Here is a 14796-nt window from a genome sequence, read left to right as displayed (position 1 = left end):
CTCCCGAAAGGCAGGCATCATGCCCTCCACCACGCCCCGGTGCTGCATCAACCCCAGCATCCTCTCGGCGGATTTCGTCAACCTCGAGGCCGAGCTGGCCCGCATCGCCAACGCCGACGCCGTGCACGTGGATGTCATGGACAACCACTTCGTGCCGAACCTGACCATCGGGCTGCCGGTGGTGGAACGGATCCAACAGGTCAGCCCGGTCCCGCTGGATGCGCACCTGATGATTTCCGAGGTGGACCGCTGGGCGCCGAAGTTCGCCGACGCCGGGCTCGCGTCCGTGACCTTCCATGTGGAGGCCTCCGACGCGCCGGTGAAGCTTGCCCGGGAACTGCGCGCCCGCGGGGCCAGGGCGGGCATGGCGTTGCGCCCGGCCACCCCGGTGGAGCCGTACCTGGACCTGCTTCCGGAGCTGGACATGCTGCTGGTGATGACGGTGGAGCCGGGCTTCGGCGGGCAGGCGTTCCTGGATGTGATGCTGCCCAAGATCCGGCGTGCCCGGGCCGCCATTGACGGGGCCGGGGTGGATGTTGCCATCCAGGTCGACGGGGGCATCACGGAGGAAACCATCACGCGTGCCGCCGAGGCCGGGGCCAACGTCTTTGTGGCGGGCTCGGCCGTGTACGGCAGGCCGTCGCCCGCGGAGGCCATCGACTCGCTGCGCGCGAAGGGCCGGCTCGCCTTCGGCTAGGCGGGAATTCAGCTAGGCAGAAATTTGGTTGGCCGGGAATTTGGTTGGCTGGGAATGCCGGCGGCCCGGCGTGCGTTGGGACAAATATGGTAACAATGTCCGGCCAATTTGGCGACAGGGGCAAAAGTGCCATAATGAAGTAGGCGCCCGCCACAGCGGGCGCCAAACAGTGCCAAGGGCTTTTAGCAATTGGAACCAAGCATTTAGCATTGCCAAAAACATAGCAACATCAACGTGCTCCGGGGTCGGTGTAATTCCGAACCGGCGGTTATAGTCCGCGACCCGAGCGCAGCAGGCTGGAAACAGCAGGCGGCGCACGGCTGATCTGGTGAAATTCCAGTACCGACAGTTAAAGTCTGGATGGGAGAAGCACGAACACTTTTGGCCTTCGCGCCAGGTGCCGCAGCCCGCGGCAGCCTGTGCCGGACCGAAACTGTACGTTACCCCCGGAGCCATCGCGGTTCGAAAGGGAGGTAACAGTGGACTTTCTGCGATGGCTCTTTGACGCCAAGCTTGAATTCGCCGGCGGCGGATTCCTCCTGTGGCGTGAAGTCATGGGCAATCTTTTCGGGCTCGCCAGCGCCCTCGGCGGCATGCGCCGCAAAACCTGGGCCTGGCCGGTCGGCATCATCGGCAACGCACTCCTCTTCACGGTCTTCATGGGTTCCGTCTTCGGCTCGCCGGTCTACGCGAACCTGCTGGGCCAGGCCGGGCGCCAAATCGTGTTCATCGCCGTCTCCGTGTACGGCTGGCAGCGCTGGCGGGCCACACGGGCGCCGAAGAACGACGACGGCTCCGCCCCGGGTGCCGCCGTCGCCCCCCGCTGGGCCGGGGGCCGGACGCGCTGGTCCCTGGCCGCGGCCATGGTGCTGGGCACCGCCGTCCTGACCCCGGTGTTCCGGGCCCTGGGTTCCTACGAACCCGTGTGGGCTGATGCCTGGATCTTCATGGGCTCCCTGCTGGCCACCTACGGCATGGCCAAGGGGTGGGTGGAATTCTGGCTCATCTGGGTGGCCGTTGACATTGTGGGCGTGCCGCTGCTGTTCAGTGCCGGCTACTATGCCTCGGCCTTCATGTACATCTTCTACGGGGCGTTCACCCTGGCCGGCTTCTTTGTCTGGTGGCGTGTAGGCCGCCGGGCCGGGCACGCCGCCCCCTCCACAACAACAGTCCCGGGCCGCCCCACCGCGGTGGGCGCGGGCATGAGCGCCATGGGCAGAAATGAGGCCGGGAAGTGACTCCCAGGGCAGAGCGCCACCTTGATCCAGAATCCTTCAGCAACCCCGTCGTCGTCGCCATGGAGACGGCCCTGGCCGTGGCACGGCAGGGTGTGCGCGGTGCCAACCCGCTGGTGGGCGCCGTCATCATTGATGCCGACGGCACGGTCCTGGCCATTGGCAGGCACCTGGGCGCCGGCACGCCCCACGCCGAGGCGGACGCCATCAACTCACTGCGCGGCACGCGGCGGGAACTGTCCGCCGCCACCATGGTGGTCACGCTGGAACCCTGCAACCACCAGGGCCGCACGCCGGCCTGTTCCCAGGCCATCATTGACGCCGGCATCGGCAACGTGGTCTATGCCGTGGACGATCCGCACTCCCCGGCCGCAGGCGGCGCGGACAGGCTCCGCCGCGAAGGCATCAACGTCCGCTCCGGCCTCATGGCGGAAGCGGCCCGGGAGCTGAACCGGCAATGGTTCGCAGCGGTGAAGGCCGGGCGGCCCTTTGTCACGGCCCGGCTGGCCCAGACCCTGGACAGCAGGATCGCGGCGGCCGACGGCACCAGCCAGTGGATCACCTCGCCGGAATCCCGGCTGGACTCGCACAAGCTGCGGGCGCGCGTCGATGCCATCGTGGTCGGCACCGAAACCATTTTTGTGGACAACCCGCGCCTGACGGCCCGGGACGCCGACGACGGCGACGCCGGGCACCAGCCGTTGCGCGTCGTCATGGGGATGCGTGAGATCCCCGAAGACGCGGCGGTGCGGCAGCGGAGCGCCCCCGGCTTCCTGCAGCTGCGCACCCACGATCCGGCCGACGTCGTACGCGTCCTGCACGACCGCGGCGTGGACCACCTCATGGTCGAGGGCGGGTCCAAGATCAGCGCCGCGTTCCTGGCTGCCGGGCTGGTGGACGAACTCGTCGTCTACCTGGCGCCCACACTCCTGGGCTCCGGCATCCCGGCGCTGAACGACCTCGGCATCGGCACCCTGGCGCAGGCCCAGCAATGGGAATGGGACGCCACCACCTCCGGCCCGGTCGAGCGGCTCGGCCCGGACCTGAAACTCACACTCATGCCGGCAAGGGTGCCGGAAACCACCACTGAAGAAGGACTGCACTAAATGTTCACCGGAATCATTGAGGGCCGCGGCACCGTGGTCCGACTCGAGAACCACCAGGATTCGGACAGCGCCACTCTGGTCTTGGACACCGGTGCCGCCGGCAACACCGCCGCCGGCCTGCCCCTGGGCGGATCCATCGCGGTCAACGGCGTGTGCCTGACGGCCGTGCGCATCGACGGCGCCACGGTGGAGGTCGACGTCATGGGCGAAACACTGCAGCGCACCACCACCGGTTCCCTGGCCGCGGGCGGCACGGTCAACCTCGAACGCTGCGTGCCGGCCGGCGGACGCCTGGACGGGCACGTGGTCCAGGGCCACGTGGACGGCGTGGGCGCCCTCCTGGAACGCGAAAACCAGGGCAACTGGGACCGGCTGCGCTTCTCGGTGCCCACCGCCCTGTCGCGCTACATCGCCGAAAAGGGCTCCATCGCCGTCGACGGCGTCTCGCTCACCGTGACCGCAGTGAGCCTGCCACAGGAGCCGCAGCAGTGGTTTGAGGTGGGGCTGATCCCGGTCACACTCGCCAACACCGGCCTGGGCGGCAAGGAGGTGGGCGGGCAGGTGAACCTCGAGGTTGACGTGCTGGCCAAATACGCCGAACGTCTGCTCCAGTTCGCGGTCCCCGCCACCGGCACCGCCGCCCATGTGGCCACCGATTCGGACACCGAAGGGGCACGGCAATGAGCGCCCTGACCAACCCGGCCACGCTGCTGGACCCCGTTGCCGCAGCCGTCGAAGCCATCGCCAACGGCCAGGCCGTGCTGGTCGTGGACGACGAGAACCGCGAAAACGAGGGCGACATCATCTTCGCCGCCCAGCACAGCACCCCCGCCCTGATGGGCTGGACCATCAGGCACAGCTCCGGCGTCATCTGCGTCCCCATGGAAGACGTCCGGGCGGACGCCCTGGCGCTGCCGCCCATGGTGGCGCACAACCAGGACGCCAAGGGCACGGCGTACACCGTCAGCTGCGACGCCGCCGTCGGTGTCAGCACCGGCATCAGTGCCACCGACAGATCGCTCACCGCCAATGTCCTGGCCGCCCCGGCCTCCGGGCCCGACGCCGTCACCCGCCCCGGCCACATGTTCCCCCTGCGCGCCGTGCCCGGCGGAGTGCGCCAGCGGCCCGGCCATACCGAAGCCTCCGTTGAACTGTGCAAGCTGGCCGGCTGCGAACCGGTGGCCGTCATTGCAGAGGTGGTGGACGACGCCGGGCAAATGGTCAGGCTCGAGGGCCTGCGGGACTTTGCCGACGCTAACTCCCTCGTGCTGATTTCCATCGCCGACCTCGTGGCGCACCTCAACGCCCCGGCCACGGCCGGTGCCACGGCCGGAGCGGCAGGAACCCGCCATGAGTGAGGCTGTCGTGGCACGCCCCGAGGGGGTGGCCCCCGACGCAATTGTTACGGGCGGACCGGTCGTGAAATTGCCCACACCCTTTGGATCCTTTCAGGCCCAGGCCTGGGTGGATTCGGCCACCGGCGCCGAACACCTGAGCCTGAGCGCGCCAGGCGTGGAGCCGGTACCGTCCGGGGCCGCGCCGTTGGTCCGGCTGCACTCCGAATGCCTCACCGGCGACGTCTTTGGTTCGTTCCGCTGCGACTGCGGCGAACAGCTTGACTACGCGCTGGAACTGATCCACCGGCAGGGCGGCACGCTGGTCTACCTGCGCGGCCACGAGGGCCGCGGGATCGGCCTGGCCAACAAGATGCGGGCCTACAGCCTGCAGGAGGCCGGCGCGGACACCGTGGAAGCCAACGAACAGCTGGGCCTGCCCGTGGACGGGCGCGACTACGCCGCGGCCGCCGGCATCCTCCACGCCCTGGGCCTGACCAGCCTGCGGCTGCTGAGCAACAATCCGCTGAAATCCGCGGACCTCTCCCGCCACGGCATCAATGTCACGGAGATTGTCCCCACCCACGTGCCGGCCCGCGCCGAAAACCTCCGCTACCTGGAAACCAAGCGCGACCGCATGCACCACACCCTGGACGTCACCACACCCACACCCACGGAAGGACCCACCACATGAGCGGCCACGGAGCACCCACGATCGGATTCAGCGGCCAGGAAAAGTCGCAGGCAGCCCACCTGAAACTGGCCATCGTTGCCGCCAGCTGGCACACCGAAATCATGGACGGCCTGGTGGCAGGGGCCCTGCGCGGCGCCGCCGACGCCGGCATCGCCGAGCCCACCCTCATCCGGGTCCCCGGCAGCTTTGAACTGCCCGTTGCCGCAGCGCGCCTGGCCCCGGCCTACGACGCCGTCGTCGCCCTGGGCGTGGTGATCCGCGGCGGCACCCCCCACTTTGACTATGTGTGCCAGGCGGCCACGATGGGCCTGACCGATGTCAGCGTCCGCACCGGAAAGCCCGTCGGCTTCGGCGTCCTGACCTGCGACACCGAACAGCAGGCCCTGGACCGCGCCGGCCTGCCGGGCTCCATGGAGGACAAGGGCCATGAGGCCGTGACGGCGGCCCTCGCCACCGCCCTGACCCTCGCCGAAGTGGGCCAGATGACCTCACAGTTGTCCGATTCCATTTCCCCGACCCAGTAGGCTGGAGACCGTGAAGACCTTCGAATCCCTTTTTGACGAGCTGAGTGAGAAAGCCGCAGCCCGGCCCGCCGGCTCCCGTACCGTGGCCGAACTGGAGTCGGGCATCCACGGTATCGGCAAGAAAGTGGTTGAGGAAGCCGCCGAGGTGTGGATGGCCGCCGAATATGAATCGGATGAGGCCTGCGCGGAGGAGATTTCCCAGCTGTTCTACCACCTTCAGGTCATGATGATCGCCAAGGGCCTGACGCTTCAGGACGTTTACAAGCATCTCTAGCCACACGCCGTGGCTTGCCAAACCCCTGAACGTGCGCCGGGTGCCGGCGCCGATCCTTGCCGTTCCGACCTGAAAGACGTTTCCCATGCTGAGAGTTGCCGTGCCCAACAAGGGCGCCCTGTCCGAATCCGCCTCCGCCATGCTGGCCGAAGCCGGCTACCGCCAACGCCGCGACAGCCGCGAGCTGGTCATGGTGGACCCGGAGAACAACGTTGAATTCTTCTTCCTGCGCCCCCGCGACATTGCGGTGTACGTGGGCGCCGGCACGCTCGACGTCGGCATCACCGGCCGCGACCTTTTGCTGGACGCACAGGTGGAGGCCGACGAACTGCTGCCGCTGGGGTTCGCCGTGTCCACCTTCCGCTTTGCCGGTCCGGTGGGGCAGTTCACCACGGCCGCGGAGCTTGACGGCAAGCGCCTGGCCACCAGCTACGACGGCCTGCTGCGCGAATACCTGGCCGAGCTGGGCATCAAGGCCAAGGTGGTCCGGCTCGACGGCGCCGTGGAATCCTCGGTGCGCCTGGGCGTGGCGGACGCCATCGCCGACGTCGTGGAAACCGGCAGCACGCTCAAGGCTGCCGGCATGGAGATCTTCGGCGAACCGATCCTCAACTCCGAGGCCCTGCTGATCGGGCGCCGCGGCGTCACCCCGCCCCCCGGCGTCGAGGTGCTGATCCGCCGCCTGCACAGCGTCCTCGTGGCGCGCCAGTACGTGCTCCTGGACTACGACGTGCCCAAGGCACTGATGGAAAAGGCCACGGCGCTGACCCCCGGCCTCGAATCGCCGACCGTGTCCCCGCTGCGCGACTCCGACTGGGTGGCGGTGCGGTCCATGGTGCCCACCAAGGACACGAACCGGGTCATGGACGAGCTGTACGACCTGGGCGCCCGCGCCATCCTCGTCAGCAGCATCCACGCCTGCCGCATCTAAGGGGAACCGCCATGAGTGTTGCCATCCGCGTCATCCCGTGCCTGGACGTGGACGCCGGCCGCGTGGTCAAGGGCGTGAAGTTCCAGAACCTGCGCGACGCCGGCGACCCCGTTGAGCTGGCCCAGCGCTACGACCGCGCCGGCGCCGACGAGCTGACGTTCCTGGACGTCACGGCATCCTCCGGCAACCGGGACACCACCTTTGACGTGGTGTCCCGCACCGCCGAGCAGGTCTTCATTCCGCTCACCGTGGGCGGGGGAGTGCGCGAGGTCGCCGACGTCGACAAGCTCCTGCGCTGCGGGGCGGACAAGGCCTCCATCAACACCGCGGCGATCGCCCGTCCGCAGGTGATTGACGAGATCACCCGGCGATTCGGCTCCCAGGTCCTGGTGCTCAGCGTCGACGCGCGCCGCACCCGCGACGGGCACACGCCGTCGGGCTTTGAGGTGACCACGCACGGCGGGCGCAAGGGCACCGGCATTGACGCGATCGACTGGGCCAGGGAGGCCGCCGACCGCGGCGTCGGGGAAATCCTGCTCAACTCGATTGACGCCGACGGCACCAAGGAAGGCTTTGACCTCGAGCTCATCCGCCTGGTCCGCGCCGCCGTGCACGTGCCGATCATCGCCTCCGGCGGCGCCGGCGCACCGGAACACTTCCCGCCGGCCGTCGCGGCAGGCGCCAACGCCGTGCTCGCAGCCTCGATCTTCCACTTCGGCCCGGACAACGCGATCGCCGACGTGAAAAGGGCCATCCGCGAAGCCGGCTACGAAGTCCGCTGACCCCACAGACCCTCGGTTGCAACCGGGGGTCTTTTGGGCAACGCTCCCGCGCGAATGGGGGTGTTTTTCCCGACGCCCCCGCAGCCGCCGCGCACATGCCTGCGAACGCTGCGGGAGCGTTTGGGTTTTAACCCCCGTTTGCGCGGGAGCGTCGGTGGAAAACGCCCCGGTTGCAACCGAGCGTCGGTGGGGGTGGGGGCTAGAGTCCTACGGGGGCCGTGCGCAGGAGCGCCACTGCGTCGGCCTGGCCCTCGAAGGACACCAGGGCCTGGCCGGTGCGGCCGTTGGCGTGCATCAGCAGCTCGCCGGGTTCGCCAATGATCGCGACGGACACCGGGGCGCGCTTGGCCACGTGGCGGGGGCCGTCGGGATTGACCAGCACCACGCCGAGGTCCACGCTGCGGTACAGGATGGCCGCGCGCTTGACGAGTTCGGTCCACAGGTCCTCGGAGTAGCCGGCGTCCAGGGCGCGCGGGGCCCAGCGGTCGGTGGCCCGGCGGATGTCCTCCGTGTGGACGAAGAATTCGACGAGGTTGGCGCTGCGGTCAACCGCGTGCAGGGCAAACGGGGACAGCTTCGGGGGGCCGCTGCGGAACCTTTCCACCAGGGCGGCGTAGGCCGTGGGCGTGGAGGAAGCCTCGGCCAGCTTGGCCGTCGCCTTCTCGGAAACCTTGTTCCATGGCTTGATCACCAGCCCCACGCCCACCTTGGCGCTGTGCTCGCGAAGGAACAGGTGGGCGGCCAATTCCTGGGTCCGCCATCCGGCACAGAGTGTAGGCGCTCCCGGACCGGCGGCCAGCAGGGTCTCGGCAAGGACTTCACGGGATGGCTCTACGTATTGCATCACTTGTGAAATTAGCATGTATTCGCCCTCAACGGCACCTGGAACCGCCGTAACCGGCACCACTTTTGCAATGTGCCGGCCCCGGGCGGCGGCCGGGCCCGCAGGAAAACTTTTGTGGCACTAGAATTGGCCTTGATGCCGCACCTGCCAGAACCCCAGACCGTCCCCGCCACGCCGTCCATGGAAGCCCTCCCGGAGGAGGTGTCGGCGCTGCTCAAACGTGACGGCGCCGGCCTGGTGGCCGCCGTCGTCCAGCAGTTCGACACGCACGAGGTGCTCATGCTTGGCTGGATGGACGATGAAGCCCTGCGCCGCACGCTGACCTCCGGCCGGGTGACGTTCTGGTCGCGCTCCCGCGGCGAGTACTGGCGCAAGGGGGACACCTCCGGCCACTTCCAATACGTCAAGGCCGTGGCCATCGACTGCGACGGCGACGCGCTGCTCGTCACCGTGGACCAGGTGGGGGCCGCCTGCCACACCGGCACCCGGACCTGCTTTGAGGGCCGGGAGCTGGCCGCAACCGTCGGCAGCCGCGGATAACGGCGCCACCGTCCATCAGCCCGCCTGATACGAAAGTACATTCACTTCATGCAAGATCTTGGTGTCATCAGCCCCACGCTCGCGGAATTCCGTGAACTCGCCCGGACCCGCAGGGTGGTTCCCGTCCACCTCAAGGTGCTGGCGGACGCGCAGACCCCGATCGGCCTGTACCGCACCCTGGCCGCGGAGGCCCCGGGCACCTTCCTGATGGAGTCGGCGGCGGCCGGCGGCGTCTGGTCCCGCTATTCGTTCATCGGGGTGAAGTCCGGTGCCACCCTGACCACGGACGACGGCGGCGCCCACTGGCAGGGCGAGCCGCCCGTGGGCGTGCCCCTGGAAGGAAACCCCGTGGAGGCCGTGGCGGCCACCCTGAAGCTGCTGGCCACCGAGCGCTTCGAAGGGCTGCCGCCGTTCACGTCGGGACTCGTGGGCTTCGTGGGCTGGGAATCGGTGCGGCACTGGGAAAGGCTTCCCTCGCCGCCGGAAGACGACCTCCACCTGCCCGAGCTTGCCCTGAACCTCATTTCCGACATGGCCGTGCACGACAACGCCGAAGGCACGGTGCTGCTGATCGCCAACGCGATCAACGTCAACGGCACGGACGAAAACGTCGACGCCGCCTGGCACGACGCCGTGGCGCGCGTGCGGCGCATGGTGGACCAGCTGCGCACCCCTGTGGCCCAGCCGATGTCCGTCATGGATGTCTCCGGAGCCCCTTTCGCCGAGAGCGTCCGGGAGCGCTGGGAACGCAACGAATACCTGAAGGCGGTGGACCGGGGCAAGGAAGCCATTGTGGACGGCGAGGTCTTCCAGGTGGTGATTTCGCGCCGCTTTGAAATGGAGTGCAAGGCCTCGGCACTGGACGTGTACCGCGTGCTGCGCAACACCAACCCCAGCCCGTACATGTACCTATACAGCTTTCAGGATGCCCACGGCACGCCGTACTCCATCGTCGGCTCGTCGCCGGAAGCACTGGTGAGCGTGAGCGGGAGCGAGGTCATCACGCACCCGATCGCAGGATCACGGCCCCGGGGCGGTTCGGTGGAGGAGGACAAATTCCTCGCCAGGGACCTCCTCGCCGATGCCAAGGAACGCTCGGAGCACCTCATGCTCGTGGACCTTTCCCGCAACGACCTCTCCAAGGTCTGCGAACCCGGCACGGTGGACGTCACCCAGTTCATGGAAGTGGAGCGCTTCAGCCACATCATGCACCTGGTCTCCACCGTGGTGGGCACCCTGGCCGCGGACAAGACCGCCTATGATGTGCTGGCCGCCACCTTCCCGGCAGGGACGCTGTCCGGTGCGCCCAAGCCGCGCGCCCTGCGCCTGCTCGACGAGCTTGAGCCGCACCGCCGCGGCATTTACGGCGGCGTGGTGGGCTACCTGGACTTTGCCGGCGACATGGACATGGCCATCGCCATCCGCTCCGCCCTGCTGCTGGGCGGCAAGGCGTACGTGCAGGCCGGCGGCGGCATCGTGGCCGATTCCGTCAACGAAACCGAGGCCCAGGAAACCGTGAACAAGGCCGCGGCGCCGCTGCGTGCCGTTCATGCCGCCGCCTCGCTGCGGGCCCTGCGGGAAGATCCCGTCGCAGACGCCGGGGCCGGTCCCGGGGACGCCCCGGCGCACGATGCCACCGAACCCAACGCTGCCAGGGCCGGGAGGCTGTCATGAGTGCCACATCGTCCGTGCCCGCCTGGAAGCGCAAGTCCACACTGGTCATGCTGGCCATCCTGGCGGCGCTGGCCGTCTTCGGCACCACCACCCAGACCTGGCTCCACGTCTCCATCGCCCAGGGCGCGGTCCAGCAGTCGGACCTGAACATCCCGGGCAGCAAGGCTGCCGTCGCCGTCTCCGCGCTGGCCCTCGTGGCCCTGGCCGGTGCCTTGGCGGCGACCATCGCCGGCCGGGTGGCGCGGATCATCACCGGCGTCATCGTCCTGCTGGCCGCGGCGGGGATCATCGTCGTCGTCCTGGGTGTGCTGGCGGACCCCTCCGCGGCCGCCATGGCCGAGGTGGGCAAGGCCACCGGGGTGGTTGGGGTGGCCAGCAATGCCGCCACCACCTGGTTCCCCGTAGCTGCCGTGATTGCCGCCGCCGTGCTCGCCCTGGCCGCCGTGCTCATCCTGTGGGCGGGCCGCGGCTGGACCGTGCGCTCCAGGTACGACGCCGCTGCCGCCCCGGGTGCCCAGCCCGCCCCGGGCGCCCCGATTGACGAGGTGGACAGCTGGGACAGGCTCAGCCGGGGCGATGATCCCACGGCCTAGGCCGGGCAGTCGTCCACGGCGTGGCCGCGTTTCGGCTTCCACCAGCTTCTAATGGCAGAATGTATTGCAGTATCCGCAGCAAAGGGAGAATTACCATGAGCAACAAGTCGGCCACCACGTCCGCAACGGTCAGCACCGAGGGGCCCATCGACCACAGCATTGACCTGGGGCACGGAAACAGCCCCGCAGCCTGGACCTGCGTCACCGTCATGCTCGTGGGCGTCATCGTCGGATGCATCGCCTTCCTCATTGGCGAAAGCGCCACGATCCTGTTCTGGATCGGCGTGGCCGTGATCGTCGTCGGACTCATCGTGGGCCTGGCCATGAAGGCCGCCGGCTACGGCGTGGGCGGCAGCAAGCTGAAGAACAACGGCCACTGAGCGTGACCGTTTTGCAGGACATCATTGCGGGCGTCAAGGAAGACCTTGACGCCCGCAGGCGGGCTGTGCCGCTGGAGGAATTGAAGGCACGTGCCGCCGCGGCACGCCCCGCCCTGGACGCCCATGCGGCGCTTGGCGGGGACAGTGCGGTGCGCCCCGAGGTGCGCGTCATCGCCGAGGTCAAGCGCCGCAGCCCGTCCAAGGGCGCCCTGGCCGGCATTGCCGATCCGGCCGCCCTCGCCGGTACATATGCAGCCGGCGGCGCATCCGTGATCAGCGTGTTGACCGAGGAGCGCCGCTTTGGCGGCTCCCTGGCCGACCTCGACGCCGTGCGTGCCGCCGTGGACATTCCGGTGTTGCGCAAGGACTTCACCTGCGACCCCTACATGATTTGGGAGGCCCGGGCGCACGGCGCCGACGTGGTCCTGCTCATCGTGGCAGCGCTGACGGACGGTGAACTGCGCAACTACCTGGCGTTGGCGCACGAGCTGGGCATGAACGCGATCGTCGAAACGCACACGGCCGAAGAAATTGAACGCGCCGTGGCCGTGGACGCCAGGATCATCGGCATCAACGTCCGCAACCTGAAAACCCTTGAGGTGGACCGCGGCAACTTTGCCGCGCTGGCCGGGAACATTCCGGCCGGGCCGGTGGTCATTGCAGAATCCGGCGTGCGCGGCGCACAGGACGTGCGCCACTATGCCGGGCACGGTGCGAACGCCGTCCTGGTGGGGGAGGCGCTCGTCACCGACGCCACGCCGCTGGAACGGATCACCGAATTCCGGCAGGCCGGCGCGGACGCCATCAAGGCGCTGCAGGCCGGTGTGCGCCAGCCCTGAACCCGGTTCCGCCGCCCGCCCGGAAACAGCAACGACCCATTCGAAACTATGAGCAACGAACAGGACGGTGGAACTGATGGCCCATGAGCCCACAGCTTCGTCATCAGGACCTGCCGGCATGGAGGATCCCGCAACGGCGTTCCTGGCCGGCGGGCACGGACCGGACGCCGGGGCACCGGCGCATTCCCTGCGCCATGCGCCGGGTCCCTACTTTGGCAGCTACGGCGGGCGCTGGATGCCCGAATCACTCATCGCCGCCCTGGACGAGCTCGAGGACACCTTCGAAAAGGCCAAGGCCGATCCGGAGTTCCTGGCCGAAGTGGCCGAGCTGAACAAGAACTACTCCGGCCGGCCATCGCTGCTGACCGAGGCCAAGCGCTTCAGCGAACACGCCGGCGGCGCCCGGATCTTCCTCAAGCGCGAAGACCTCAACCACACCGGTTCGCACAAGATCAACAACGTGCTCGGCCAGGCGCTGCTCGCCAAGCGCATGGGCAAGACCCGCATCATCGCCGAGACCGGGGCCGGCCAGCACGGGGTGGCCAGTGCCACCGCCGCGGCCCTCCTCGGCCTGGAATGCGTCGTGTACATGGGGGCCGAGGACTGCCGACGGCAGGCCCTGAACGTGGCCCGCATGCAACTGCTCGGCGCCACGGTGGTGCCCGTGACCAACGGCTCCCAGACCCTCAAGGACGCCATCAACGACGCCCTGCGCGACTGGGTGGCCAACGTCGACACCACCCATTACGTGCTCGGCACGGTCTCCGGCGCCCACCCGTTCCCGGCCATGGTGCGCTTCTTCCACGAGGTGATCGGCGCGGAGGCCCGCGAGCAGATCCTCGAACAGCTCGGCCGCCTCCCGGACGCCCTGTGCGCCTGCATCGGCGGCGGGTCCAACGCCATCGGCCTGTTCCACAGCTTCCTGGACGACGCGTCGGTGAAGATCTACGGCTTCGAGGCCGGCGGCGACGGCGTCGACACCGGCCGCCACGCAGCCACCATCACGCTGGGCCGTCCGGGCGTGCTACACGGCGCCCGCTCCTACCTCATGCAGGATGAGGACGGGCAGACCATTGAGTCGCACTCCATCTCCGCCGGCCTGGACTACCCGGGCGTCGGCCCCGAGCACGCCTACCTGCACGACGTCGGGCGCGTCACCTACGAGCCCATCACCGACGTCGAGGCCATGGACGCCTTCAGGCTGCTGAGCCAGACCGAGGGGATCATTCCGGCCATCGAGTCCTCGCACGCCCTGGCCGGTGCCATCAAGGTCGGCAAGCGGCTGACGGAAGGCGTGGCAACGCCGTCGGACATCGTCATCATCGTCAACCTGTCCGGCCGCGGCGACAAGGACGTGGAAACGGCCGCGGAGTGGTTTGGCCTGCTGGATGAAAACGGACACGTCAAGGGCACCACCTTGTCCACGCGGCGCGCCAAGGGTGCCGCACCGGCCGCCGGTGCCGATGAAAACGCAGAGGATGCCACCCATGAGTGAAAGCAACGCCCCCGCCGCCGTTGACGCCAGGTCCACGGTGAGCAAGTCCGCCGCAGCGATCGAACGCGCCAGGGCGGCCGGACGCAAGGCCCTGATCGGGTACCTGCCCGCGGGCTACCCGGACAAGCAGACCTCCATAGATGCGGCCATCGCCGTGGCCCGCAACGGCGCCGACATCATTGAAATCGGCATCCCCTACTCTGACCCGGTCATGGACGGAGCGGTCATCCAGGCCGCCACGACACAGGCCCTGGCCAACGGCTTCCGCGTCGCGGACGTGTTCGACGTCGTCGCCGCCGTCACGGCCGAAACCGACGCGGCCGTGCTGGTCATGACCTACTGGAACCCCGTGCTGCGCATGGGCGTGGACGAGTTCTCACGCCGGCTCGCCGAGGCCGGCGGGGCCGGTCTCATCACCCCCGACCTCATTCCGGATGAAGCGGCCGAATGGTTTGCCGCCTCGGACAAGTACGGGCTGGACCGCGTGTTCCTCGTGGCGCCCTCGTCCTCGCCGGAACGCGTGGCCATGACCGTGGAGGCCACCCGGGGCTTTGTGTACGCCGTCTCCATCATGGGCGTCACCGGTGCCCGCGCCTCGGTGTCCAGCACCGCGCAGGCCGTGGTGGCAGCGGCCCACGCCGCGGGCGCCGAGCGCGCCTGCGTCGGCCTGGGCGTGTCCCGTCCGGAGCACGTGCGTGAAATTGCCGCCTACGCCGACGGCGTCATTGTGGGCACCGCCCTCGTGGCGGCCCTGCGCGACGGCGGTGTGCCCGCCGTGGGCGCGCTGGCCAGGGAACTCAGCTCCGGCTTCGGCACAGACGCCGCCACACCTTCCAGCACGGGAGCATAACCGC

18 protein-coding genes and 1 riboswitch are annotated in these 14796 nt (G+C 68.7%); of the genes, 17 read left to right on the top strand and 1 reads right to left on the bottom strand.

Annotated elements, in window-relative coordinates:
* Positions 1-19: 19 nt before the first annotated feature.
* The 10 genes from rpe to hisF all read left to right on the top strand — a co-directional run bounded on the left by rpe (position 20) and on the right by hisF (position 7577).
* Complete coding sequence (gene rpe / locus MMF96_RS08250) at positions 20-697, top strand: ribulose-phosphate 3-epimerase (protein ID WP_176615749.1); 678 nt, start codon at positions 20-22, stop codon at positions 695-697.
* 231 nt (positions 698-928) lie between these two features.
* Positions 929-1073, top strand: a riboswitch (FMN riboswitch).
* 103 nt (positions 1074-1176) lie between these two features.
* Positions 1177-1935 carry a nicotinamide riboside transporter PnuC gene (gene pnuC, locus MMF96_RS08245; protein ID WP_176615748.1) on the top strand — a complete coding sequence of 253 codons (759 nt, stop codon included), beginning with the start codon at positions 1177-1179 and terminating at the stop codon, positions 1933-1935.
* On the top strand, positions 1932-3038 hold the full coding sequence (gene ribD / locus MMF96_RS08240; RefSeq protein ID WP_371130828.1) for a bifunctional diaminohydroxyphosphoribosylaminopyrimidine deaminase/5-amino-6-(5-phosphoribosylamino)uracil reductase RibD: 1107 nt from the start codon (positions 1932-1934) through the stop codon (positions 3036-3038). Before pnuC ends, ribD begins: the two co-directional genes overlap by 4 nt.
* A complete protein-coding gene (locus MMF96_RS08235; RefSeq protein ID WP_256883217.1) occupies positions 3039-3722 on the top strand; it encodes a riboflavin synthase in 684 nt (227 codons plus the stop codon).
* Positions 3719-4396 carry a 3,4-dihydroxy-2-butanone-4-phosphate synthase gene (gene ribB, locus MMF96_RS08230; protein WP_256883216.1) on the top strand — a complete coding sequence of 226 codons (678 nt, stop codon included), beginning with the start codon at positions 3719-3721 and terminating at the stop codon, positions 4394-4396. Before MMF96_RS08235 ends, ribB begins: the two co-directional genes overlap by 4 nt.
* Positions 4389-5066: a GTP cyclohydrolase II gene (gene ribA, locus MMF96_RS08225; protein WP_256883215.1), complete on the top strand. Its 678-nt coding sequence runs from the start codon at positions 4389-4391 to the stop codon at positions 5064-5066. Before ribB ends, ribA begins: the two co-directional genes overlap by 8 nt.
* Positions 5063-5590, top strand: coding sequence for a 6,7-dimethyl-8-ribityllumazine synthase (ribH, locus tag MMF96_RS08220; RefSeq protein ID WP_176615744.1), 528 nt, complete (start codon positions 5063-5065; stop codon positions 5588-5590). The genes ribA and ribH overlap by 4 nt, the downstream gene beginning before the upstream one ends.
* Positions 5591-5600: 10 nt before the next feature.
* On the top strand, positions 5601-5864 hold the full coding sequence (locus MMF96_RS08215; protein WP_176615743.1) for a phosphoribosyl-ATP diphosphatase: 264 nt from the start codon (positions 5601-5603) through the stop codon (positions 5862-5864).
* A gap of 85 nt (positions 5865-5949) precedes the next feature.
* Positions 5950-6795 carry an ATP phosphoribosyltransferase gene (gene hisG, locus MMF96_RS08210; protein ID WP_176615742.1) on the top strand — a complete coding sequence of 282 codons (846 nt, stop codon included), beginning with the start codon at positions 5950-5952 and terminating at the stop codon, positions 6793-6795.
* Between the two features lie 11 nt (positions 6796-6806).
* Positions 6807-7577 (top strand): imidazole glycerol phosphate synthase subunit HisF, encoded by a 771-nt coding sequence (gene hisF, locus MMF96_RS08205; RefSeq protein ID WP_256883214.1) that lies wholly within the window; start codon positions 6807-6809, stop codon positions 7575-7577.
* Between the two features lie 199 nt (positions 7578-7776).
* Here the strand turns inward: hisF and MMF96_RS08200 are convergent, their stop codons facing one another.
* Positions 7777-8421 (bottom strand): TIGR03085 family metal-binding protein, encoded by a 645-nt coding sequence (locus MMF96_RS08200; RefSeq protein WP_176615842.1) that lies wholly within the window; start codon positions 8419-8421, stop codon positions 7777-7779.
* A 135-nt stretch (positions 8422-8556) separates the two neighbouring features.
* Between MMF96_RS08200 and hisI the strand changes: the two genes are divergently transcribed.
* The 7 genes from hisI (at position 8557) to trpA (ending at position 14792) form a co-directional block, all read left to right on the top strand.
* Complete coding sequence (hisI, locus tag MMF96_RS08195) at positions 8557-8961, top strand: phosphoribosyl-AMP cyclohydrolase (RefSeq protein ID WP_176615740.1); 405 nt, start codon at positions 8557-8559, stop codon at positions 8959-8961.
* Positions 8962-9009: 48 nt separating this feature from the next.
* On the top strand, positions 9010-10635 hold the full coding sequence (locus MMF96_RS08190; protein WP_256883213.1) for an anthranilate synthase component I: 1626 nt from the start codon (positions 9010-9012) through the stop codon (positions 10633-10635).
* On the top strand, positions 10632-11228 hold the full coding sequence (locus MMF96_RS08185; protein WP_256883212.1) for a Trp biosynthesis-associated membrane protein: 597 nt from the start codon (positions 10632-10634) through the stop codon (positions 11226-11228). Before MMF96_RS08190 ends, MMF96_RS08185 begins: the two co-directional genes overlap by 4 nt.
* Positions 11229-11317: 89 nt before the next feature.
* Positions 11318-11608, top strand: coding sequence for an HGxxPAAW family protein (locus MMF96_RS08180; protein WP_371130838.1), 291 nt, complete (start codon positions 11318-11320; stop codon positions 11606-11608).
* A gap of 2 nt (positions 11609-11610) precedes the next feature.
* Positions 11611-12447, top strand: a complete 837-nt coding sequence (gene trpC, locus MMF96_RS08175) for an indole-3-glycerol phosphate synthase TrpC (RefSeq protein WP_176615736.1) — start codon at positions 11611-11613, stop codon at positions 12445-12447.
* 76 nt (positions 12448-12523) lie between these two features.
* Positions 12524-13942, top strand: a complete 1419-nt coding sequence (trpB, locus tag MMF96_RS08170; protein WP_176615735.1) for a tryptophan synthase subunit beta — start codon at positions 12524-12526, stop codon at positions 13940-13942.
* Complete coding sequence (trpA, locus tag MMF96_RS08165; protein ID WP_256883211.1) at positions 13935-14792, top strand: tryptophan synthase subunit alpha; 858 nt, start codon at positions 13935-13937, stop codon at positions 14790-14792. Before trpB ends, trpA begins: the two co-directional genes overlap by 8 nt.
* The last annotated feature ends 4 nt before the right edge of the window (positions 14793-14796 follow it).

This window comes from Arthrobacter sp. STN4 (genome assembly GCF_024539665.1).
Taxonomy (GTDB): domain Bacteria; phylum Actinomycetota; class Actinomycetes; order Actinomycetales; family Micrococcaceae; genus Specibacter.
This window is presented reverse-complemented; position numbering and strand designations above follow the sequence as displayed.